The sequence below is a fragment of the Prosthecobacter sp. genome (assembly GCF_044222565.1).
Classification (GTDB): Bacteria; Verrucomicrobiota; Verrucomicrobiia; order Verrucomicrobiales; family Verrucomicrobiaceae; genus Prosthecobacter.
Genome location: NZ_JBGANA010000002.1, coordinates 200,989 through 223,215 on the forward strand (window position 1 = coordinate 200,989; position 22,227 = coordinate 223,215).

At 61.7% G+C, this 22,227-nt stretch carries 8 protein-coding genes; 3 read left to right on the plus strand and 5 right to left on the minus strand.

Translation table 11 applies throughout. From position 1 onward, the window contains the following. Positions 1 to 100 precede the first annotated feature (100 nt). The 5 genes from ACILSR_RS03040 to ACILSR_RS03060 all read right to left on the minus strand — a co-directional run bounded on the left by ACILSR_RS03040 (position 101) and on the right by ACILSR_RS03060 (position 12,136). The gene (locus ACILSR_RS03040) at positions 101 to 934 is read right to left on the minus strand and encodes a hypothetical protein (RefSeq protein WP_395748249.1); all 834 of its coding nucleotides are present in this window, start codon (positions 932 to 934) and stop codon (positions 101 to 103) included. Between the two features lie 615 nt (positions 935 to 1,549). Next, complete coding sequence (locus tag ACILSR_RS03045; RefSeq protein WP_395748250.1) at positions 1,550 to 5,413, minus strand: S8 family serine peptidase; 3,864 nt, start codon at positions 5,411 to 5,413, stop codon at positions 1,550 to 1,552. A 95-nt stretch (positions 5,414 to 5,508) separates the two neighbouring features. Next, on the minus strand, positions 5,509 to 10,209 hold the full coding sequence (locus ACILSR_RS03050) for a hypothetical protein (RefSeq protein ID WP_395748251.1): 4,701 nt from the start codon (positions 10,207 to 10,209) through the stop codon (positions 5,509 to 5,511). Positions 10,210 to 10,577: 368 nt separating this feature from the next. Continuing rightward, complete coding sequence (locus ACILSR_RS03055) at positions 10,578 to 11,336, minus strand: AraC family transcriptional regulator (RefSeq protein WP_395748252.1); 759 nt, start codon at positions 11,334 to 11,336, stop codon at positions 10,578 to 10,580. A 503-nt stretch (positions 11,337 to 11,839) separates the two neighbouring features. Further along, a complete protein-coding gene (locus ACILSR_RS03060; RefSeq protein WP_395748253.1) occupies positions 11,840 to 12,136 on the minus strand; it encodes a hypothetical protein in 297 nt (98 codons plus the stop codon). 664 nt (positions 12,137 to 12,800) lie between these two features. Here ACILSR_RS03060 and ACILSR_RS03065 point away from each other — a divergent pair. The 3 genes from ACILSR_RS03065 to ACILSR_RS03075 all read left to right on the plus strand — a co-directional run bounded on the left by ACILSR_RS03065 (position 12,801) and on the right by ACILSR_RS03075 (position 22,222). Further along, positions 12,801 to 16,109, plus strand: coding sequence for a bifunctional proline dehydrogenase/L-glutamate gamma-semialdehyde dehydrogenase (locus ACILSR_RS03065; protein ID WP_395748254.1), 3,309 nt, complete (start codon positions 12,801 to 12,803; stop codon positions 16,107 to 16,109). Between the two features lie 345 nt (positions 16,110 to 16,454). After that, positions 16,455 to 18,803: a prolyl oligopeptidase family serine peptidase gene (locus ACILSR_RS03070; protein ID WP_395748255.1), complete on the plus strand. Its 2,349-nt coding sequence runs from the start codon at positions 16,455 to 16,457 to the stop codon at positions 18,801 to 18,803. Then, the gene (locus ACILSR_RS03075; RefSeq protein WP_395748256.1) at positions 18,800 to 22,222 is read left to right on the plus strand and encodes a DPP IV N-terminal domain-containing protein; all 3,423 of its coding nucleotides are present in this window, start codon (positions 18,800 to 18,802) and stop codon (positions 22,220 to 22,222) included. Before ACILSR_RS03070 ends, ACILSR_RS03075 begins: the two co-directional genes overlap by 4 nt. Positions 22,223 to 22,227 lie beyond the last annotated feature (5 nt).

Here is a 22,227-nt window from a genome sequence, read left to right on the forward strand (position 1 = left end):
ATCCGCCGCAAAATCTGTTCTTGCGCTCGATAAACTCGAGTCCCGCTCATTGAGGATTGCAGTGTTTGGCTCACCCCACGCTTCACAAAGAGTCTCGGCATCATCTCCTTCTCTCGGCTGCGACGCTTCTGAAGAATTTCTCAATCTTCGCCATCATCATGTCACGGCCCGGCAGTTCTTCCTCCCGGATTTTCTTGCCCATCCACCGTCTGAGAAACCACGGCACATAGGGACGCATCGTTGCCACGGTGCACGAGATCCGGTCCGGGGCCTTGATGTTAAACTCGATGAACTGTCCCTCCCATCCAAAGCCAAAAGTGTTGGCAGCCATCGCCTCGCGCTCGGACTCATGCCTTTCTTCGGCGCGGGACCAATAGCCCTCCGCTATCTGCATGGCCTCCGCGCAAGCCACCCGTTCATGCTCCTGCGTGCTCAGGTCCCCGTTCATCGAGTACCACGGCAGATGGCTCTTCAATCGCGCTTCATATAGCCGCACCGGCTCTACCAAAAGATGAACCGTGGCAGGAATTAAAATCCACAGCAGCGCCAGAGGATGCTGCGGCAGCAGGTTCAGAACCGGTCTGAACGAATGGAAAAACATGCTGATGATGTCCAGCCAGATCACGAACCCCATCACGTTTGCCGGCAGTTTGACGATCCGAAACAGCAACCAGATCCACAGCCACACGCCGACCTCATAGGCGATGAACGAATAGTTCCACGGCAGATGATTCACCCTCATGCGAAACTCCGGAACCATCCACCACGCCACCACCACCGCCACCACATAGAGCCCCGTCCACACCCGCGCCGCCCTCATCTGCTCGCTCGTAAACTGCCGCGCATTCATCCACCACACCCAGAAAACCGGAAACACACCGAGCCCGATCCAGAAAAAAGTCCGGCCTCTGCGTGTCTGAAGTTCTGCTGCCATGACTGCTTTGGGTTGATCTTCTCAATTCTTCACAAATCCCTCGCTTTGTCAGCAACTTTGAACGCGTTCCACTGGTGGGCGAGTTGCCTAAAAAAACACTCCGGGGGAGCGTGAACGAGTGAGGCTCTGGCGGAACGTTGCCTCAAAATGTATGACACCGGATGGAGCCCCCACCGGACATGAGTCAATTGAGTCGAAAAGAGTATGAGGCGCTGTGACGCCGGGGGCCGGAAGCACGCTTCACTGCTGGGAGCGCCGGCATCTTGCCGGTTCCGGGCGCGCGTCACTTGCGGTGCCCATCTCTCTCTGCTCGTGCTTCTGTCCAGACTCGTTTTCAACAGTCGGTGGTATGACTCCGTCGTCTCGAAGGCGAACGGCCTTCCGCATCTCAGCGAAGGGTTGCCGAGCCTTGGCGAGGCCACCCTGGTACCAGAGAAATCCCTCTGGGAGGCAAACCCAGCGTCCTCTTGGCAAGCCGCGCCTTCCTCGCCCTTCCGCCGCGCAATCGGCGTCCTCTCACGCCCCAAGCCTCACCGAACCCCCGATCGTGCCAGCCGACTGCGCGGGCTCAAGAAGGTTCTCCATGATCATCTGCCCAGCGCACCATCTCATTCCTCACGGCAGCGTCACCGTCACCCGGTAAAACCTCCTCGGCTGCGCCGCTCCGCCTGTGTCCGTCGCCGTCTGGTTCGTTCCGGTCCCCGCGATGCCCTGTTGCACCGTCATCCATGGCGCCGCCGCATTGTCACTCCTCTCCACCTTGTACGTCCGCCCCGTCAGTGTCGGAAACGTAATCCCAACATTGCCTCCCGCACCCGCAACCGTAACAGGATATTTGCCGCTGCCAGAATTCGGCGCCGTCCCAAGCACAAACTCATTGTAGTTGCTCACACCATCCCCATCCAGATCCAGCGTCGCATCATTCACCGCCGGATTCAGCCCCACGCTCGTCTCATAGTCATCCAGCATCCCGTCCCCGTCCGCATCGCCATCCACAATCGTGATCGTCGATACCACAGGTGTGCCCAGCGAGAGCCCTCCCGTCGGCGCACTGATGGTCACCGTGAACGTCTCCGCCGCTTCCACCACGGCATCATCCAGCACGTCCACGGTGAAGGTCTTGCTCAAGTCGCTGGCGGCAAAAGTCAGCGTGCCCGATGCCGCTGTAAAATCCGCCGCAGCAGCAGTGCCGTAGGCCGTGGCATAGTTCACCGTTCCCGCATTGCCCGCCGTGCTCCGGCTCACCGTAAAGGTCACCTGCGTTGCAGCCTCCGTCACCGTCTGCGTGACTGGAGAAATCGCCACCGGTGTCGGTGCATCATCGTCCTGAATCGTCACGCTTCCGCTGGCCAGTGTCCCCAGCGTCGTGTTCCCACCCGCTGAGGAGAGCGTGACCACGATGGTTTCGTTCGATTCCAGCGATGAGTCGTTTGTGATCGGAATGGAGAACGTTTTCACCAGTTCGCCCACCGCAAAAGTCAGCGTGCCGCTCGTCGCCGTGTAGTCACTGCCGGCAGTCGCGGTGCCATTGCTCGTGGCATAGTTCACCGTGGCGCTGCCTTCTTTCCCACCGGTGCGCGTCACACTCACCGCGATGCTGCCCGCCCCCTCCGCTCCGCTGGTGGCGCTCTGTGTCAGCATCACATTGTCCGTGCACGTGACCGTGGTAATGTTCAGACTCCATCCACCGAGGGTGCCCGTGTCTCCCGTGGCAAAATCCTGCACATACAGGTTCCACGTGCCATTGCCCTGCAGGCCGCTGAACTCGCCCAGCGTGTAGCCCATCTCCGTTGCGGTGTCGCCGGTGAACGGCCGTTGAGTGCTGGTGTAAAGGTAATACGGCTTGTACGCACCCGCCGTCATGCTTGTGCCCAGATAGGGGAAGGGCACATCCGCATTGTCAGTGAAGGTCAGGTCCAGCGCCGTCGCCCGGTTGGTGATGCCACCGCTGAACAGCTTCAACTCCAGCGCATCCGGCCCGTGCAGCAGTGCTCCCACATCATTCACATAGCTGTGCGTGAAAGAAGTGAACGCCGCCGTCACCGTCTGCACCCGCCCCACGAGGCCGGACACCGTCACCGGAGACGGGGAGGGGAGGGCCGTGGTTTTGTCTCGAATGATGATGCTTCCGGACGCGGCGAAGTTTGCCGTCGCACTCGTGCCCAGCGGCACGTTCACACTCACGTAGCCCAGGTCTGTCGCTCCATCCTGCAGCTTCAGCAGCAGAGGCACCGACATGCCGCAGCCTCCCGAAGGCGTGAAGGAAAAAGAGCGCGTCACCGCGGCGCCGCCGGAGCTCAGCGCGCCGTAATTCTGTGCCGCCGAAGGGTTGCTCACAGCACCGGTCGCCAGCAGCGTCGCTGTGAGATTGCTCGTCGCCGCCGCGCCGATGTTTTTGAGTCCCACGCTGAACGTCACCGCCTCGCCCGGATCCGCCACCGAGTTCGTCGGCGTGTTCCCCTCGGCGGTCAATGTGGCGCCTGTTCCCGCGATGCGGGCACTGGTGTTTGTCGCCCCATACAAAGTAAGCGTCACGCTGTTCAGCGCGCCCGTGTTCGTGGCCACGCGGTCGTTCACCGTCACCGTCCATGTGCCCGCGCCTGTTTCACCCCAGTGCCGCACCGTGCTGTACGTCCATGCCAGATTCGCCGTGGTGTCATCATTCGCCTGCGCGAGCTTGCTCACCATCCCGGAAGGGGAGGTGAGCGTGACTTCGATATCACCCCGGCATGCATGCGTTGCCCCCACCGCCACCGTCACATGCTCCACGCGAAAATTGGCCGCCGAAATATTGAAGCTCTGCGTCGAGCCTCCCGTCGTCGAATTGTCCGTGAGCGCCACATTGAGGCCCGTCTGCGCCACCTGCTGCGTTGTCATTGCCGGCAGGTTCGTCCACTGCTGCGCCAGCGCTACCGCCGCCGCTGCATCGATGATCCCCGCGCCATACTTGTGGTTGAAGGACAAGCCCGCCTGATTCGTCGCCCAATCCGTATCGGTGCGGTGATTTTTTCGCGCCGTACGGATCAGGATTTCCTGCACGTCCCGCCATCCCAGGTTCGGATTCGCCTGCAGCATCAGCGAGACAATGCCAGAAACCAGCGGGCACGCGCTGGAGGTGCCGCCAAAAGTCTTCGTGTAGTTGCGGTCCGCCAGATCATTCGTCCCCGTCGCCGTGGTGTTGTACCCTCCTTCTCCCGTGATGTCCGTCGTGCGGATTCCCGCATTGTGCAGTCCTCCGCTGGAAGGCGCGGAAATGATGAGGTTCGCCCCCGGCTCCGAGTAGTAGCTTTGAAACCCAAAATCATTCACCGCACCTACCGCGATCACATACGGAGAGCCCGCATAGCCGTCGTAATTCGAGTTGTCGCCATAGACGAGGCCGTTCCCTCCGGCGAAGACATAGATCGTCCCTTTGCCGCCGCGCCCGCTCGTCGCCCCCGTTTGCAAAGCCGCCGTCGCCAGCACATCCGGTCCGCCATAGCCATCGCCATCAGGCCATCCCCAGGAATTGCTCTTCACCTGGATCACGTCGTTGCGCGTCAGAAACGCATTCGCTTCATCCTGGTCCGTGTTCGCTGCTGCGATCAGGCGGAATCCCGTCAGCGTCGCTTCCGGTGCCGCGCCAGACCCGCCCAGTCCGTTGTTCCCCTTCGCCCCCGCCACTCCGGCGCATGCGGTCGCATGCTTTTCCGTCGTCACATCCGCGGGCGCAGGATCGGAGTCATTCCCATTGTAGTCGAAATCGAGATCCGTGTTGTAATTCGGCGCGATGTCCGGATGCGTGTACTCCAGCCCGCCATCGATGATGCCGATGGTGATGCCCGTGCCTTTGTACGTGTCCCACACGCTCGTGATGTTCGTGTCCACCCACAGCGCGCCTCCCAGCTGTCCGCTGTTTTTCAAATGCCACTGCTCTGAAAACAGCGGATCATTCGGTGTAAACTTCGCCTCCTTCTGCGTAGCCAGCACCACGTTCGCGCTCTCCACCTCAGGCAGTGCCCGCAGCGCCTCCATCGCCACCAGTGCACCCTCGGAAGTCCCGGCATCCATGATCGCATAGCCAGGTGCATGTCCCGGCTCGCTGCTCACTCGCACACCCGCGTTCTGCGCCACGCCTTTGGCAGTCGCACCCGCCTTCAGTTTCACCATCACCTCCTGCGTTACAAAATGCCGTGTTGTCCTCGCTTTCGCACCTCCTGTGGTATGCGTTAGCATCAGCTCCACCTTCGCCACTCCACCCGACCGCACACGCGCATCCTTCGCCGCCGCTGCGACATCCGCGCCCCCGGCTTTGGAAATCGTCCGCTTCCCATCCGCCTCTCTCACCGCAATCTCATCCGCCACCAGCGTCATCTGCCGCACAGTTCCACCCACGCTGATCACATAGCTCGTTTTCAACCCCTCGTTACCGCCCGCACTTTGCGCCATGGCAAAATACCCGATTGAAAAAATCGCGGTAACGATCAGAAGAGTTCTCATGTCTGATTAAGGCACGGCATGACTCTCCTAGGCAACCCGAATTTTTTCCTGGAAGGGCATCACTCCCCAGGCTTTCGCATGAACAGCGCGATGAATCACCTCTTCGCTTTCGCCGCAATCGCCTTGTAATAGCTCTCGATCGCCGCGCGATATTCTGGCGCCGCCTCACTCCGCGTCGCTTCCGTCAGATCATCCGCCATCTTCTGCGGCAGGTGGCCCCAGTCACCGTTGACCAGCACCGTCGCCTGTCCCAGCACGCCGTCCTGCAGGATCATCGCCTGGTTGCCCCCTTCGGCGCTGGGAGACTGCGTGTTCTGTCCCTGCGGCTTCTGATTTTGCGCCTGCTGCTGGGAAGGTTTCTGGCCCGGGGCCTGGCCCTTGTTGCGTGCATCAGCCATGCTCTGCTGCTGCGCCTGCTGCGCATCGCTCAGGCTTTGCTGCGCCTTCTGCTGGCCGCCTTGCTGCTGCTGTTGCTGCCCGCCCTGCGCCTGCTGTTGCTGTCCGTTTTCAGACGGCTGCTGACCGCCCTGCATCGGGTGCAGCTGGGCATCCAGCTGATCCAGCGCCTGGGCCAGCATTTCGCCCTGGATCCTCTCCATCGGAGACGCCAGCATCGGCGGTGAAGTCTTGCTGTTCGTGCCTTCCGCCGCTTTCGCGGCCTTCGCGGCATTGCTCTGGCTCTGCTGCGCCGCCTGCGGATTCGGCACCGGATTGGCCTGCTGCGCTTCCGCCTGCTGTCCCGCCTGCTGCAGCTGATTGCTGGCCTGCGCCACCTGCTGCGCCGCATCCTTGTCTCCAAGCCGCTGCTGATGGCGCGACACGCGCGCCAGATCATTCGCCGCCTGCTTCTGCGCCATGCCGTTCTGCACCGCCTGCTGCGTTTCCTTGTTCACCGCCTGCTCCGCCTTCTGTGCAGTGTTCTTGGCCGTCTCAGCCAGAGCCTTCTGCATGGAAGGATTCTTCGGCAGCTCTTTTTCCAAAGCATCCAGCACTGCCTGCGGATTCTGCGCCGCGTCCTTTGCCATCTCCGCGAGTTCCTTCGCGCGGTCATACGCCTCATCCAGCGGCTTCTGTACGCCCAGTTCCTGCTCCATCTGCTGCATCGCAGCCTGCTCCGCATCGGTCAGCTGCTGTCCGTCCTCCACCTTCTTCATGTTCTGCGCCAGCTGCTCCAGCGCCTGCGCCGTCTGCTTCTGCGCATTCGCCGCCGCCTGCAGCGCCTGCTCCTGCGGCTTGCTCTGCTGCGCCTGCGCCGCCTGCTTCAAATTCTGCGCGATTTGCGGCGTCTTCTGCTGCATCTGCGCCAGCGCCACATCCGCCGCGCGGGCCAGTTGCTCATCTTTCTTCTTGGAAAGGTCGGACGCATTCGCCTCCTGGCGCAGCGCCGCCTGCAGCGCCGCCATCTTCTCCGCATTCTCCGCCGCTTCAGGGCGCAGCTCCTGCGCCTTGGCAGCCACTTCCTCCACCGGCTTCTCAGCCTTCGCCTCATCCGCCGCCACCTGCGTCTCCTCCTGCGTCTTCTTTAGATCTTCCGCCACCCGCTTCATCATCTCGCTCACCTCCGGCGTCATCTCTGCCAGCTGCGCGCGCGCGGCCTCCACCTGCGGCTGCAGCTGGGCAGCGAGTTCGTTCGCCTTCTTCTGCGCCTCCGCCGTCGCCTGTTGAGCCGGCTGGTTGTTCAGTTGCTGTCCGGCTTGCTGCTGCGCGGCTTCACGCGCCAGATTCTTGTTCTGTTCCGCCGCATTTCTCGCCATGTCGCTCGCCTGCTGCGCCGCCGCGCGCAGATTGTTCGCCGCCTGCGGATCAGTCTTCTGCATCGCATCGGCAAGACGCGCGCGGTTGATCTTCTCCGGCAGCTGCTGCAGCGCCTCGGCCGCCGCTTTCGCCTGCGCCGCCGTCTCCGTCACATCCTGCTGGTTCTGCGGCTCCATGCCCTCCGCCTGCGCCTCTTCCAGCGCCTCCGCTGCATCCTGCGCCAGCGCATCGGCTTCCAAGGCACGCGCGGCCTGCGCCAGCTGCCCGGCCTGCTCCTTCAGATTTGCCAGCGCCTTCGCTGCCTCGGACGGCGGTGCATTGCTGCGCCGTGCCTTGTCCGCCTCTTCAGGGGAGGGCAGGGGAATCTTCGCCGCTTCCGCCGTCTGCCGCGCCAGTTCATCCACCGCACGGCTCTCACGGTTCATGTCCAGTGCCGCCTGTGTGTTCGTCGCCTGGTTCTGCTCGCGCAGCTCCGCCTGATCCTGCAGCTGCTTCGCCGCTTCTGTCAGCTGCTTCTGCGCCTTCTCCACCGGCGTCAGGTCATCATGATCCTTCTTGTTGTGCCGCGGATCACGCGCCGCGTTCTCCGCATTCGCGAGATGATTCCGCGCCTCCTCCAGCTTCGCCAGCGCCGGGTTGTCCTGGCGGTTCATGGCTTCACGCCGCTGCTGCGCTTCGTTCGCTGTTTGCTCCGCGATGTTCCGCGTCACGTCCGCCGCCTGCTGCAGTCGGCTGCGCATGTTGTCAGACGCGCCATACAGATGCTCCGGGCTCTTTGTCTGGTCAGGCTTGTCCAGGCTCATTGCCAGATCACCACCGGTTTCGTTCAGGCGTTTGTCAAGCTCCTGCAGCTGCCCGCGGTTCCGCCCCTTCTGCGTTTCATCCAGCTTCTGCAGGTCCTTTTGCAGCGTCTTCGACTGCGACATCAGCGCCCGCTGCTGCTCCTGCCATTTCGGCCTCTGCTCCGCGTCACGGTTCGCCTGCAGTGAGGTGTCCGTCAGCATCTTCGACTGCCGCTGCAGCTGCTGCGCCTCCTTCGCCGCGATCTTCGCGCTGTCCTCCGCCGCAAACGCGCGCAGCGCATCCGCGATCTGCGCCGCCTCGCCTGCCGCCTCGTTCGCCGCGCGCTTCAGCGGCTCCGTATTTGGAATCTCATCCGCATTCAGCTTCTCCAGTTCCGGGAGCTGCTCGCGCCGCAGCTGCGCCAGCTTCTTGCCCACCATCTGTGCCTCCGCCGCATCCAGCTGGTTCGGTGCATCGCGGGCCGCGTCCTTCAGCGCATTCCACAGGTCCTCGGACTGCGCCTTCACCTGCTCAAATTTTTCCTGCGCGCTCGCCAGAGCGTTTTCCGCCGCATCCTTCGCCTTGTTCGGGTCTCTCTCTTTGCGTGCACTCTTTTCCGTCTTCCGCACCTGTTCCAGCTCCTTGCGCAGCTCCCGCGTCTGCTCCTCCAGCCGCTCCGCCTTCATCGCCAGCCGGCGCTGGCTTTCCGCCCACGCACGCTGCTCCGGATCCACCGTCTGCTCCAGGATGATCACCCGTACCGGCGGACTCTCCGCTTTCTGCCCCTTCAGATCGACTGCCACCATCTTGATCAAGAGCGCATCGCCTGTCTTCACCCCCAGCGGTGCCAGCGGCAGCAGCGTCTGCATCGGCGCTTCCTTCGCCGCCTTCGCGCTCGGCACCTCCTGCTCCTTCCAGCCCGCTCCGTTGATCGCGTGCATCAGCTTCACACTCGCCAGCCCCACATCATCCGTCGCCAGTCCGCTCAGCCGCACCGCCTCATCCGGCAGCAGCTCAATCTGCTCCTGCGGCTCATGGATCTGCGCCGTCGGCGGCAGATCAGGAATCGTCGTGATCCGCCACGGCGCGCTCTCCTCATTCGTAAATCCGGTCTCCTCAGACTTCAGCGCGATCTGCCACGAGCTGTTCGCAGCACTCACATCCACCGCCGCCTCGATCATCCCTTCCGGCGTCACTTTGGTCGCCAGCTTCTTTTTTTCCGGCAGTTCTGCATTCAAAAGAAAGTCGCTCTGTGACACCGGCTGGTTCGTCTTCAGCGTCAGCTTGATCGTCGATCCATCCAGCGCCTCCAGATCACCCTGATCCTGCGTCACCTTGCTCTCCGTCCATCCCGAATACGCCGGCGGCACAATCGTCTTCGTAAACTCCACGATCCGCGGCCTCGCCCGCGCCTTCAGCGTACGCCACGGCGAGATCGCGTCCGCCACATGCACGCGATACTTCACATCCGTCTGCCCCACTGGCACCACCCCTTCAAACCGGTTCGTCCCCATCGCGGAAAGTTCATTCTTCCTTGGCTTCGAGCCCTCCATTTGAAACTCCAGCGTCGCCCGTTCAGACTTCGGCCCTTCCGTCTCGATCACCAGCGGCACCTCAGAGCCGATCGGCGCCAGATCGTTCGCTTTCACCGGTTCCAAAATGTTGATCTTCACCAGCGCAGGCCGCTCCAGGTTGGCAAACGGCAGCGCCGCACGCGCCAGAAATCCACCCAGGTGCAGATTCGGGATCAAGCACAGCACCAAGATCCCCAGGCACACCCCGCCCGCCGCCATGAACCACGGCTTCAGCGTCCGCGTCGGCAGCTTCTCATTCCAGTCAATCCCTTCCACCGCTGCAGCCACTTCATCCTGCAGCTTCACGCGAAACTCCACCGAATCCTTCACATTCACGCCCCCGTTCGGGTCCGCCAGCTCCACCGCCGCCAGCATCCGCTCACGCAGCTTCGGCTCCGCTGCCTCGATCAGCCTCGCCGCCCCTTCCTTGCCATTCCCCTGCGCGATGAAGCGCCACGCCACCCGCCATGCCGCATACGCCGCACCGCCATAGGCCAGCAGCGTCACCCACGGCCTCAGCCCGTCCGGCATGAACCACGCCCGGTCCAGAAACGCGATCAAAGTGAAAGCCGCCAGCGCGATCACTCCTCCACAAAGCGCGGCGCGCAGTTGCAGCAGCAGCTGACGGCGCAGGCGAAACCGTTCCAAAGCTTCGTGCGTGGCGGGACGTAGGGCAAGATTCATGGGGAAAAGATTAAAACTTAACGCTTCAGCAGGGGGCTTCTTTTCGCTGTCCGCAGGCACCTGCAGCACAGACCCCGCCAGCATTCCGCCTCTCCCGCCCCTCCGCAAGCCCATACCCACCCCAATCTCCCCCTCATCGTCCTCGCCCCCATCACCCCCGCCACCCTCAAACCTTTCCAAACTACCCACCCCATCCCTCACCGTCCTCCGGAAAATCTCTGCGTTCTCCAAATCTTTGCGTCGCAAATCTCCGTCCTTCCCCTCGTCCCAAAAACCTCCGCCCCACTGCGGCAACCCGGAGCCACCCATCCGCCACTCCGCCAACAGAGAACCAAGAACCAAGAACCAAGAACCAAGAACCGCCCAAGTCACATTCCCAAAAACGCCCTCCGATACTCCCCCGGCGTCAACCCCGTCGCCGACTTAAACTGCCGGCTGAACGCCGCCTGATCATAAAACCCGCAGTCAAACGCCACCGCCGACAGCGCCTCATCAGACGACCTCAGAGCCTGCGCCGCCATCTCGATCCGCGACTTCGTCAGCAACTGCCTCGGCGTCAGCCCCGTGATCGCCCTCACCCTCCGCTGAAACTGGCTCCACGACAGCCCCGACTTTTTCGCCAGCCTCTCAATCCGCAACGGCTTCGCACAATCCCGGTGCAGCGTATCCAGCACCCCCGCCAGCGCCCCCAGCTCTTTTCCATCCACCGCCCCCTTGTGCAAATCCCGCGAGATCCCCGCCAGCGCGATCACCTCTCCCACCGCATTCTTCACCGCCACCTTCTGCGACACAAACCAGCCCACGCCCCCATTCGCCTGCGTGATCATCTCCAGCCGGTCACTCACCGTCGCCCCTTTGGAAAACACCTCATCATCCTGCTGCTCATACCCCGCCGCCAGGATCGCCGGAAACACCTCCCTCGCCGTTCGTCCAAGCAGCTCCCTCCGATGGCTCAGCCCCGCCCTCCGCACGAAAGCCTCATTCGCCGCCACATAGCACCGGCTCCTGTCCTTCACACAAAACAGCACATCCCCAATCGTATCAAACAGCGCCTCCGCCGCCTCCAGCCCCGGCGCACTTGAAAAAATCGCATCTCTGCTGCTTCGAGTTCGTGGCGGAGAACGCATGCCCAAAGGAAGATCAAAACCCCCGCATGAAAAGCGATAAGTCATAACCGCCCAAGCCCCACGCCCCCCCCTCAGGCCATCAGCCTCACACCTGCCTGTTACCGCGCGCAGCGTCCTTTCTGTCCTTTTCGTCTTTTCTGTCCTTCATGCGCCACAGCACAACCTCCCTCAATCTGCTTCCAGCCAAACCAATAGCGCAGCCAGCCTGTAGTACGATGGGCACTCCTGCCCGTCGACCAGCGCCCCCGCTGGCACCCCGGCCACCGCTCTACTCCATACGCGACTCCCCCTTCAGGCGCTCCCGGAGGGAGCAGAGAAAATAGCCGGCGGTGAAGCGAAACCGCGAAGCGGTGCAGCGAGAACCGCCGGACCCGGCGCACCATCACCTTCCACACTCAAAGCCGCCTGCCGAAGGTAGGCGAGAGCCGTGCGCACACCTATCTACAACGCTGCGCGATTAGACACATCTCGCACACCGGTGGCCTGCCGCCCTGATCACGACCTCACCTCTTCCTCCATCGCCTCATCATCACCAAAACCACAATCGAAATCATCGGCGACACCAGCAGCATCCCAATCACCCCCGCCGCATCACTGCCCAGCATCGACGGCAGAAAATGCACAACCACCAGCACCGGCACCGCCATGCACAACGCCGCAATGGCAAACCTTTGACTCAACCTTCTCTTATCCGGACATCCCACCAAGAACGCCGACACCAGCGTCAACGGCAGCGACAACAAGTGCAACCAGCCAAACACCACCATGGGCGCTGAAGGCGCATGTGCAAGCAGGGTCATAAAGACAGTTCTTCGAAGCACGACATCGAATGGGAAGTTCTAAACCCAGCATAAATCAAAGTCATTCTGAAGACTTGTTTTTTCAAACTCAACCCAAACTCCCCCCGCCACAGCGCCCACTCCTCCTTTGGCAGTCTTTCAAACACCGCATAGCCCCACTCATCTCCACCTCAGCCTCTGCGTCCATCTGCCTCCCGAATAACAGATCCGCAGCTCTTCTGAATGCGTAGTGCAGGATCGTAGCCTGTTCTGGAAGACTCGCATCGCGCCAAAACTGAAACCAGCCAGCGCATGTTTTGTAGTCCCGGCTTTAGCCGGAATCTGGAGGCTGAGTTCATTCCGCAATCGAGCCGCCTTGAGTTCAGGTGCACTGCGGTTTGACTCAACATAGCAGACACACACCAAGCGCCAGAGCCACCCCGCCGTCCGCATTCCCCATTCCCTTGCCAAAAAAGAAACCCTCCAAACTCACCACCCTCCTCGCCAAAACCACCACGCCCCCCTTCCAAACCTCATCTCTGCGGTCTTCTAATCTCTCGCGTTGTAAAAACTCCCCACCCACCGCTCCCCGCCCCCAACTTTCCCCGCAAATTTGTATTTTTTCCGCATCCACCATCACGAATATCTCCACGACCCCGGCCCCGTTCAGACAGACCATCTCTCCATGAACAGCCTCGCCCAACCAGCGCGCCCTTCACGCGCCACACCCCCATCACCCACCCCCGCGGCGCCTGTCACCGACACTGACCTTCCCACCCGCGTCTCCTCTCTCGCCGAGGTCCTCCTCACCACCGCTCTTCACCAGCAAACCGCCGCCGAACACGCCGAAACCGCGAACCTCGGCCGCCTCATGAACGACCCCACCGGCAAGGCCTTCACCTTCGCCATGGTCGATGAAGTCTTCCGCAGCCACGACCCCCGCACAGAAGCTCGCCGCTGGCGCGGACTCCTCACCGACTTCGGCATCCCCAAGTATCCACCCCTCACCGATCGCCTCCTCATGCGCCTCGGCGCACTCGGCAGCCACCTCCTCCCCGGCACCGTCATGCAAGCCGTCGCCGCCCGCATGCGCGCCGACAGCGCACGCGTCATTCTCCCCGGCGAAAAAGAGCCCCTCCGCCGCTACCTCACCACCCGCGCAGCAGAAGGATTCCGCATCAACCTGAACCACCTCGGCGAAGCCGTTCTCGGCGAAGAAGAAGCCGCCCACCGCCTCGCCGCCGTCCTCGCACATCTCGCCGATGACGAAGTAAACTACATCTCCGTCAAAATCTCCGCCATCTTCAGCCAGATCAACTTGATCGCCTGGGACGACACCCTCGCCTCCATCAAAGCGCACCTCCGCACCCTCTACCGCGCCGCCGCCAAAGCAGGCGGAAAATTTGTAAATCTCGACATGGAGGAATACCGCGATCTCGCCCTCACCGTCGCCGCCTTTCGCGGCGTGCTCGATGAACCCGAGTTCCTCCAATACTCCGCCGGCATCGTCCTCCAGGCCTACCTCCCCGACTCCTGCGCCGCCCAGCGCGATCTCACCGAATGGTCCATCCAGCGCGTCGCCCGCGGCGGTGCGCCCATCAAGATCCGCCTCGTCAAAGGTGCCAATCTCGCCATGGAAAACGTCGAGGCAGAACTCCACGGCTGGTTTCCCGCGCCCTATCCCACCAAGGCCGACACCGACGCCAACTTCCGCCGCCTCATGGAGTACGGCTGCCAGCCCGCACACGCCGCCGCCGTGCGCCTCGGTGTCGCCAGTCACAATCTCTTCGATGTCGCCCTCGCTCTCACCCTCCGAGAACAAAACAACGTCACCGACCGCGTTGAAATCGAAATGCTCGAAGGCATGGCCAATCATCAGGCCCGTGCCGTGCGCGATCTCGCCGGCTCCCTCCTCCTCTACGCACCCGCCGTCCAGCGCGATGACTTCCTCAGCGCCATGGCCTACCTCGTCCGCCGTCTCGACGAAAACACCGCCCCCGAAAACTTCCTCCGCGACATGTTCGCCATGCGCCCCGGCTCCGCCGAGTGGGAGCACCAGCACGCCCGCTTCATCCAAGGCTGGCACGACCGCCTCACCGTCTCCTCCATCTCCCGCCGCATCGTCCCCGCCGTTCAGCCCTCCGCTCTGGCCGAATTCAAAAACGAACCCGACACCGATTGGACCCAGCCCATCAATCGGACCGCTCTGACCGAGGCCACACATGTCTGGCATCCAGACAAGCTCCCAGAACTCCCCTCACTCGAATCAGTCCTCCACACCGCCACACAGTCCCAGCCCACCTGGGAATCCCTCGGCGTCACCGGTCGCGCCGAAATCATCAATCGCGCCGCCGACCTCATGTCCGCGCAACGCTTCACCGCCCTCGCCTGCTTAAACACCGACGGCAAAAAAGCCATCGCTGATGCCGATGGCGAAGTCTCCGAAGCCATCGACTTCGCCCGCTACTACGCCCGTAACGCCCACGCCCCTCACGGCACCCATGCCAAAGCACTCGGCATCGTCGCCGTTGTGTCCCCCTGGAACTTCCCATACGCCATCCCCGCCGGCGGCATCCTCGCCGCACTCATGGCTGGCAACACCGTCATCTTCAAACCCGCCCGCGCCACCTCCCAGATCGCCTTCCTCCTCGCCCGCCAGCTTTGGCAGGCCGGCGTCCCACGCGACGTCCTCCAGTTCTTCCCCTGCGACAGCACCATCGGCGAAAAACTCATCACCGATCCACGCATTCAAAGCGTCATCCTCACCGGCGGCTACGAAACCGCGCGCAAATTCCAAAACTGGCGTCCCTCTCTCCACCTCCTCGCCGAGACCAGCGGCAAAAACGCCCTCGTCATCACCGCGCAGGCCGACCGCGAACTCGCCATCAAAGACCTCGTGCGCTCCGCCTTCGGTCACTCCGGTCAGAAGTGCAGCGCCGCCAGCCTCGCCATCCTCGAAGGCGAAATCTACGACGACCCCGCCTTCCGCCGTCAGCTTCGCGATGCCGCCGCCAGCCTCCACGTCGGCCCCGCCACCGACCGCCGCAGCATCGTCACCCCTCTCGTCATTCCACCCGGCGCAGACCTCCATCGCGCCCTCACGAAACTCGATGCCGGCGAAGAGTGGCTGCTCGAACCCAAACAAATCAGCGACGATCCCTGCTTATGGACCCCCGGCATCAAGCTCGGCGTCCGCCCCGGCTCCTGGTTCCATCTCACCGAATGCTTCGGCCCCGTCCTCGGCCTCATGCGCGCCGAGTCACTACCACAAGCTACCACCTGGCAAAACGCCACCGCCTTCGGCCTCACCGCCGGACTTCACTCCCTCGACCCCGACGAAGTCACCTGGTGGCGCGAACACGCCCAGGCCGGCAATCTCTACATCAATCGCCCCATCACCGGCGCCATCGTCCAGCGCCAGCCCTTCGGTGGCTGGAAAAAATCCTGCATCGGCCCCGGTGCCAAAGCCGGCGGCCCCAACTACGTCCTCAACTTCTGCCACCTCACCGACACCACAGATGCAAAGGCAAATGTGGACCCCGACTACCTCACCGCCTGGCAAACCCACTTCTCCATCCCTCACGATCCCTCCGCCCTCCGCTGCGAATCCAACATCTTCCGCTATCGCGCCTGCCGCGGCGTCATCCTCCGCCTCGACACCCGCGATGAAACCACCATCGCCCGCGCCCGCCTCGCCTCCCAGCTCACCGGCGCCCCGCTCACCATCAGCATCCGCACCGAAGAGCCCGATGCCGATTTCATCTCTCGCCTGCCCGAACTCTCCAAACACGCCGAGTTCCTCCGGACCACCCACACTCCCTCTGACGCCCTCGTCCGCGCCGCCCACGCTTCCGACCTCAACTGGATCAATGCCCCCCTCCTCGCCACCGGCCGCATCGAGCTCACCCGCTGGCTCCGCGAACAAAGCGTCTCCGAAACCCGCCACCGCTACGGCCAGCTCCCCGACCCCACCCACCTCCGCCGTGGCCGGTAAATCGAAACACTTCCCAAAAAGACTCCGACATCATAAATTCAGCACCCCCTCTGAAATCTCCGGGTAAATTTTTCTACCATCCTTCCGAAACGCATCACCTCACCCATACTCCAGCCTCATCTCTCGAATACTCGCTGTCGAATCTCCGGTGTTTCTTCTGCTGAAAACGGTGCCTCGCTTCCTAAATAACTGCCGCTGTTAATCTTATCTTTCTCTCCGGAAAAATCTTTTTGTCCTCAATTTTTTTGGCCTTTCCCCGGATCTCTGCCTCTCTGCGTTCTCCAAATCTTTGCGTTGCAAATCTCCGGCTATTCACGTTGCCACAATAAGCGTCTCACATCCCGCATGCACCTCCGCAGCCGCGCTCATTCCTCCCCCATCACCGCCTTCCTCTGGCTGCTCTGCATCACCATCACGGGCGCCGCCACCGTCGAGGAAGCCCTCAAGCTCCCCGACCAGTGGAAAGACAAAGTCCTCAATGAGCGCCTGCTGCCTCACTGGCTGCCAGATGGTGACAGCTTCTGGTATCAGCGTCAGGCCACCGGAGGCAAAGCCGAGTTCGTGCTCATCCAGGCAGGCTCCGGCGCGCGCAAAACCGCCGCCACCCGCGAGGCTCTGGACCTTCCTCCCCCGGCCACGCGCCGCACCTCCCAGGACGGCGTCTGGACCACCGGCTTTTCTCCCAAGGACACGCTGCCCGTGAAGGTCACCCTGGTAAACGCCTGGAAGAACGACATCGAGCTCTTCTGGCTCGACCACTACGGCAAGCGCAAAACCCAGGGCATGCTCAAGGTGGGAGCCAAATTCACCAAGACCACTGCCAAGGATGCACGCTGGTGGTTTGAAGATGTCAAAACCAAGTCCACCGTCGCCCTCATGATCATGAATGAGGACGGAGAGGAAATCATCATCGATGGCAAGCCCGCCGCCGCATCGGCCCTCCGTTTGCCAGGCCTTTCTCCGGACAAGCAGTGGTACGTGACCTTCAAAGACAGCCGCGTCTCCCTTGGCAATGCCAAGACAAAAAAGGTGGTGGAGATCAAATGCACGCTGCCCGCCGGAGCCGCCTTCATGGGCAGGGTCAGCTGGTCGCCGGACTCCCGCTCCTTCATCGTACCCGCCGTGTTGGATGTGGAGCGCCCCAAGCTCACACTCGTGGAGGCCCTGCCCAAGGACTCCGCTCAGCCAAAGGTGAAGACGCTGGACTATTTCAGGGCTGGAGACGCGCTGCCCAAGGCCGTCCCCGTGCTCTTCCATGTCGGCTCCTCAGAGGGCATCGTGGTGAAGGATGATCTCTTTCCCAATCCCTACGCCACGAAATCCACCCTCGATGTTCAATGGGCGCCGGACAGCAGCGAGTTTTACTTCAACTACGATCAGCGTGGTCACCAGCTCTTTCGCTCCATCGCCGTCAGTGCCACCTCCGGCACCGCCCGCACCGTTCTGGAGGAGACCAGCACCACCTTTATCGACTACGGCTTCAAAGGCTATCTCCATCGCCTGCTCGCCTCCCGCGAGATCCTCTGGCTCAGCGAGCGCGATGGCTGGGCGCACCTCTGGCTCTACGATGTCTCCGCGGGGCGGGTGAAGAATCAGGTCACCAAGGGCGCATGGCTCGTGCGCAAAGTGCTGCACCTCGATGAGGCCACGCGTCAGGTCTGGTTCATGGCGGGCGGCCTGCACCCCGCCGAAGACCCCTGCCAGCAGCACCTCTGCCGCGTAAACCTGGACGGCAGCGGTTTCGTCCAGCTCACCCAGGGCGATGGCGACCACCGCGTGCAGTTTTCACCCAAACGCACCTGGTTCATCGATACTTGGTCACGCGCAGACGCCACACCCGTCATCGAACTCCGCCGTAGCTCCGATGGCAGCAAAATCTGCGATTTGGAAAAAGCAGACGCCACCGCCCTCCTCGCCACCGTCTGGCAGATGCCCGAGCGCTTCGTCGCCAAAGGGCGGGATGGCACCACGGACATTCACGGCGTCATCTACAAACCCTCTCACCTTGATCCCACCAGGAAGTATCCCGTGCTCGAACAAGTCTACGCCGGGCCGCCCGGCACATGGGCCCCCAAATCCTTCGGCTTGCAGACCTCCCAGCATCAGCTCGCCGCACTCGGTTTCGTCGTCGTTCAGGCAGATGGCATGGGCACCAACCACCGCAGCAAAGCCTTCCACGATGTCTGCTTCAAAAACTTCAAGGACGCCGGTTTCCCCGACCGCATCGCCTGGATCAAGGCCGCCGCCAAAACCCGCCCGTGGATGGATCTCTCCCGTGTCGGCATCTACGGCGGCAGCGCCGGTGGCCACAATGCCATGCGCGCTCTCCTCGACCACCATGACTTCTATCACGCCGCCTTCTCCGACAGTGGCTGTCATGACAACCGCATGAACATGATGGCATGGAACGAATCCTTCATGGGCTGGCCCGTCGGCGAGCAGTATGCTCAAAGCTCCAACGTGCTGGATGCCCACAAGCTCAAAGGCCACCTCTTCCTCACCATGGGCGAGCTCGACTCCAACGTCGATCCCGCCAGCACTCTGCAGGTCGTGAGCGCCCTGCAGAAAGCCGGCAAGACCTTCGACTTCATGCCCATCATGGCCGGCGAACACTGTGCCGCCGCCACCACCGACTACGGCCGCCGCCTGCGCATGGACTTTTTCCTCAAGCATCTATACTCCAGCCCTCAATGAAGCCCCTCGCCCACCTTTGCCTCTTCGTACTGCTTTCGGCTCTGCACTGTCTCGGCGAGACCTCCAAAGTCACCCTTCAAACCAAGCGCTCCTGGAACTTCACCGAAGACGGCGTCATCTTCAGCAACGAATTCTCCGGCGCCCGCCTCTCCGACTGCGAGCGCATCAAGCCTCTGGAGTACCGCCTCACCATCGCTCCGGAAAATGTGCCAGTAAATCCCAGCCCCTGGTATGCCTTTAAAATCACCTCCCAAAAACCTCAGTCCCTCACCCTCCACTTCGACCTCACCGCCAAAGGCGCCGTCATCACCCCGCGCGTGAGCAAGGATGGCAAGACCTGGACCCTCATCGACAAGGCCGCCTTCATCCCGGTCCCCAAATCCCGCGAAGCCCTCCAGCCCGAGCGCGCCGTCGCCACCGTCAAAGTCGGTCCCGAAACGCTTTGGGTCGCCGCCCAGGAAATTCTCGGCATTGCCGAATCCGACACATATGTCGCCACAAAAAGGCAGCTCCCGTTCGTCAAAGAAAGCGTCATCGGCGAGTCCATCGAGCACCGCCCGATCCACCAGTTCATCCTCGCCGAGACCACCCAGCCCAACTACGTCTTCATCATCGGCCGCCAGCACCCCCCGGAAATCACCGGCACCCTGGCCATGCAGCATTTCATCGACGTGCTCTCAAACGACAGCGAACTGTCGCAAAGGTATCGAAAGTCCTTTCAAACGGTCGTCATTCCCGTCGTAAACCCAGACGGCATCGAGCACGGCCACTGGCGTCACAACCTCGGCGGCGTGGACACCAATCGCGACTGGAAAGCATTCTCCCAGCAGGAAACCCGCATCGTTCGTGACGCCCTCCTCAAGCTCGGCAAGGCGCCCGATGCCAGAGTATTCCTTTTCGTGGACTTCCATTCGACTGGCAACGACGTCCTCTACACACCTCCGGAGGACGCCGAAACCTTCCCGCCAAACTTTGCCACGCAGTGGTACAACTCCATCACCGCCCGTTTTCCAGACTACAAAATCGAGCTCAACAACGCCCACAACGTCGGCATCCCAACCTCCAAGGCCTGGGCTTTGGAAACCTTTGGCTGCGCTGGCATCACCTATGAACTCGGCTACAGTACTGATCGCAAGCTGATTAAACAGACCACCTCCGGCGCTGCGGAGGAGATGATGAAGCTCCTTCTCGAAGAAGCCGCCAAGCCCAAGGCTGACCCCGCGCTGCTCTCCCTCGACCGCATCTTCACCGCCAAGGAGTTCCAGGAGGAAAAGCTGGAAGCCATCCGCTGGAGCAAGCTCGGCTCCTATTACTTCACCCTCGATGAATCCGCCGAAAAGCCTGACGAGAATGAGGCAGCGGAAAACAACGACGACGAAAAGAAGAAAGGAAAGGATCTGGTGCGCAACGAGGTGAAAACCGGTGAAAAGACCATCATCGCCTCCGCGAAGGTCCTCACACCCAAAGGCGAGAAAAAGCCGCTGAGTGTGGACAGCTACGAGTTTTCCAAAGACGAGTCCCAGGTGCTGCTCTTTGCCAACACTAAGAAAGTGTGGCGCAAGAACACCCGAGGTGACTACTGGGTGCTAGACGTGAAGACCCAGGCCCTGCGCAAGCTCGGTGGCGACACTCCTGCGGCCACCATGATGTTCGCCAAGTTCTCCCCCGATGGCACCCGTGTGGCTTATGTGCAGAAGAACAATCTCAAGGTGCAAAAGCTTGCCGACTTGAAGATCACCTCACTTACCAAGGACGGCTCGGACACGCTCATCAACGGCAGCTCTGACTGGGTGAACGAGGAAGAACTCGGCCTGCGCGATGGCTTCGTCTGGAGCCCTGATGGCACCCGACTGCTCTTCTGGCAGTTCGATACCAAAGACGTCAAGAACTTCACCCTGGTGAACCAGACCGAGGGCATGTACCCCAGCGTCAGCACCTTCCCTTATCCCAAGGCTGGAGAGAAAAACTCAGCCGCACGTCTGGGGGTTGTGCCAGTCACCGGAGGTGCCGTGACGTGGCTTAAAGTGCCCGGAGATCCGCGAGAGCATTACCTGCCCAAGGCCGACTGGACCAAGGACGGCAGGGCGATCCTGCTGCAGCAGTTCAACCGCCTGCAAAACACCCTCAAAGTCATGCGTGCCGATCCCGCCACTGGCGCCACGAAACTCATTCTGACGGAAACGGACAAGGCCTGGGTGGAGAACAACAACAAGATCGAGTGGATCGGTGACGACTTTCTGTGGCTCAGCGAACGCAGCGGCTGGCGGCATGCGTACCGGGTGAATCCTGCCGGTGAGGTGACGCCGATTACGCAGGGCGAGTTTGACCTCATTGACGTGGCGCATCTGGATGAGAAAGGCGGCTGGCTCTATTTCTACGCCTCGCCACAGAATGCCACGCAGCGCTACCTCTTTCGTGTCAGTGTCAAAGGCGGTGAGCCACAGCGGCTTTCTCCCGCAGACCAGCCGGGCACGCATGGGTACGACATCTCTGAAGATGCGCAGTGGGCCGTGCATACTCGTTCCAGCTTTACGTCACCTCCGGTCATCCAGCTCATCTCCCTGCCAGATCATGCCTCGGTGCGTGTGCTCAAGGCACAGACCAAGCTCATCGAAAAACTTGGAAAACTGAAGATGCCGAAGACGGAGTTTCTGCGCGTGAATGCAGAGGGAGGCCTCATCTTTGATGCTTTTTGCATCACCGCGCAGGATATAGACGCCTCCGTCAAACATCCGCTCCTCATGAATGTGTATGGAGAGCCTGCCGGACAGACCGTAAAAGATTCCTGGGGCGGCCAGAAGACGCTCTGGCACTGGATGCTGGCGCAGCAGGGCTATGTGGTGGCCAGTGTGGACACACGCGGCACGCCCAGCCCGCGCGGCCGCGAATGGCGGCGAGCCATCTATCTCAAGCTCGGCATCATGAACTCCGCCGATGAAGCTGCAGGAACTCGCGCCCTGTTGAAACGGTTTGCATTTCTCGACCCAAAACGCGTCGGCATCTGGGGCTGGAGCGGCGGTGGCAGCAGCAGTCTGGACGCCATCTTCCGCTACCCTGATCTGTACCAAACCGCGATGGCGGTGGCTCCGGTTCCGGATCGAAAGCTCTACGACACCATCTATGAAGAGCGTTACATGGGCCTGCCGAAGGACAACGCTGAAGGCTACCGCTTGGGCTCTCCCATCACGCATGCAGCGGCACTGAAGGGAAATCTGCTCATCGTCCACGGCACCGGGGACGACAATGTGCACTATCAGGGCACGGAGAAGCTCATCAATGAACTCGTTGCCAAAAACAAGCACTTCAGCGTGATGCCCTACCCGAACCGGGACCATGCCATCAACAGCGGCAAGGGCACCACGCGTCATTTGTACGAGCTGATGACGAAGTATCTGGAGCAGCACCTACCGGTGCGGTAAGTGCG

Excerpts from the sequence above, each read along its gene's own strand:
- ACILSR_RS03040 (WP_395748249.1), bottom strand. The coding sequence starts at position 934 with ATGGCAGCAGAACTTCAGACACGCAGAGGCCGGACTTTTTTCTGGATC.
- ACILSR_RS03045 (WP_395748250.1), bottom strand. The coding sequence starts at position 5,413 with ATGAGAACTCTTCTGATCGTTACCGCGATTTTTTCAATCGGGTATTTT.
- ACILSR_RS03050 (WP_395748251.1), bottom strand. The coding sequence starts at position 10,209 with ATGAATCTTGCCCTACGTCCCGCCACGCACGAAGCTTTGGAACGGTTT.
- ACILSR_RS03055 (WP_395748252.1), bottom strand. The coding sequence starts at position 11,336 with ATGCGTTCTCCGCCACGAACTCGAAGCAGCAGAGATGCGATTTTTTCA.
- ACILSR_RS03060 (WP_395748253.1), bottom strand. The coding sequence starts at position 12,136 with ATGACCCTGCTTGCACATGCGCCTTCAGCGCCCATGGTGGTGTTTGGC.
- ACILSR_RS03065 (WP_395748254.1), top strand. The coding sequence starts at position 12,801 with ATGAACAGCCTCGCCCAACCAGCGCGCCCTTCACGCGCCACACCCCCA.
- ACILSR_RS03070 (WP_395748255.1), top strand. The coding sequence starts at position 16,455 with ATGCACCTCCGCAGCCGCGCTCATTCCTCCCCCATCACCGCCTTCCTC.
- ACILSR_RS03075 (WP_395748256.1), top strand. The coding sequence starts at position 18,800 with ATGAAGCCCCTCGCCCACCTTTGCCTCTTCGTACTGCTTTCGGCTCTG.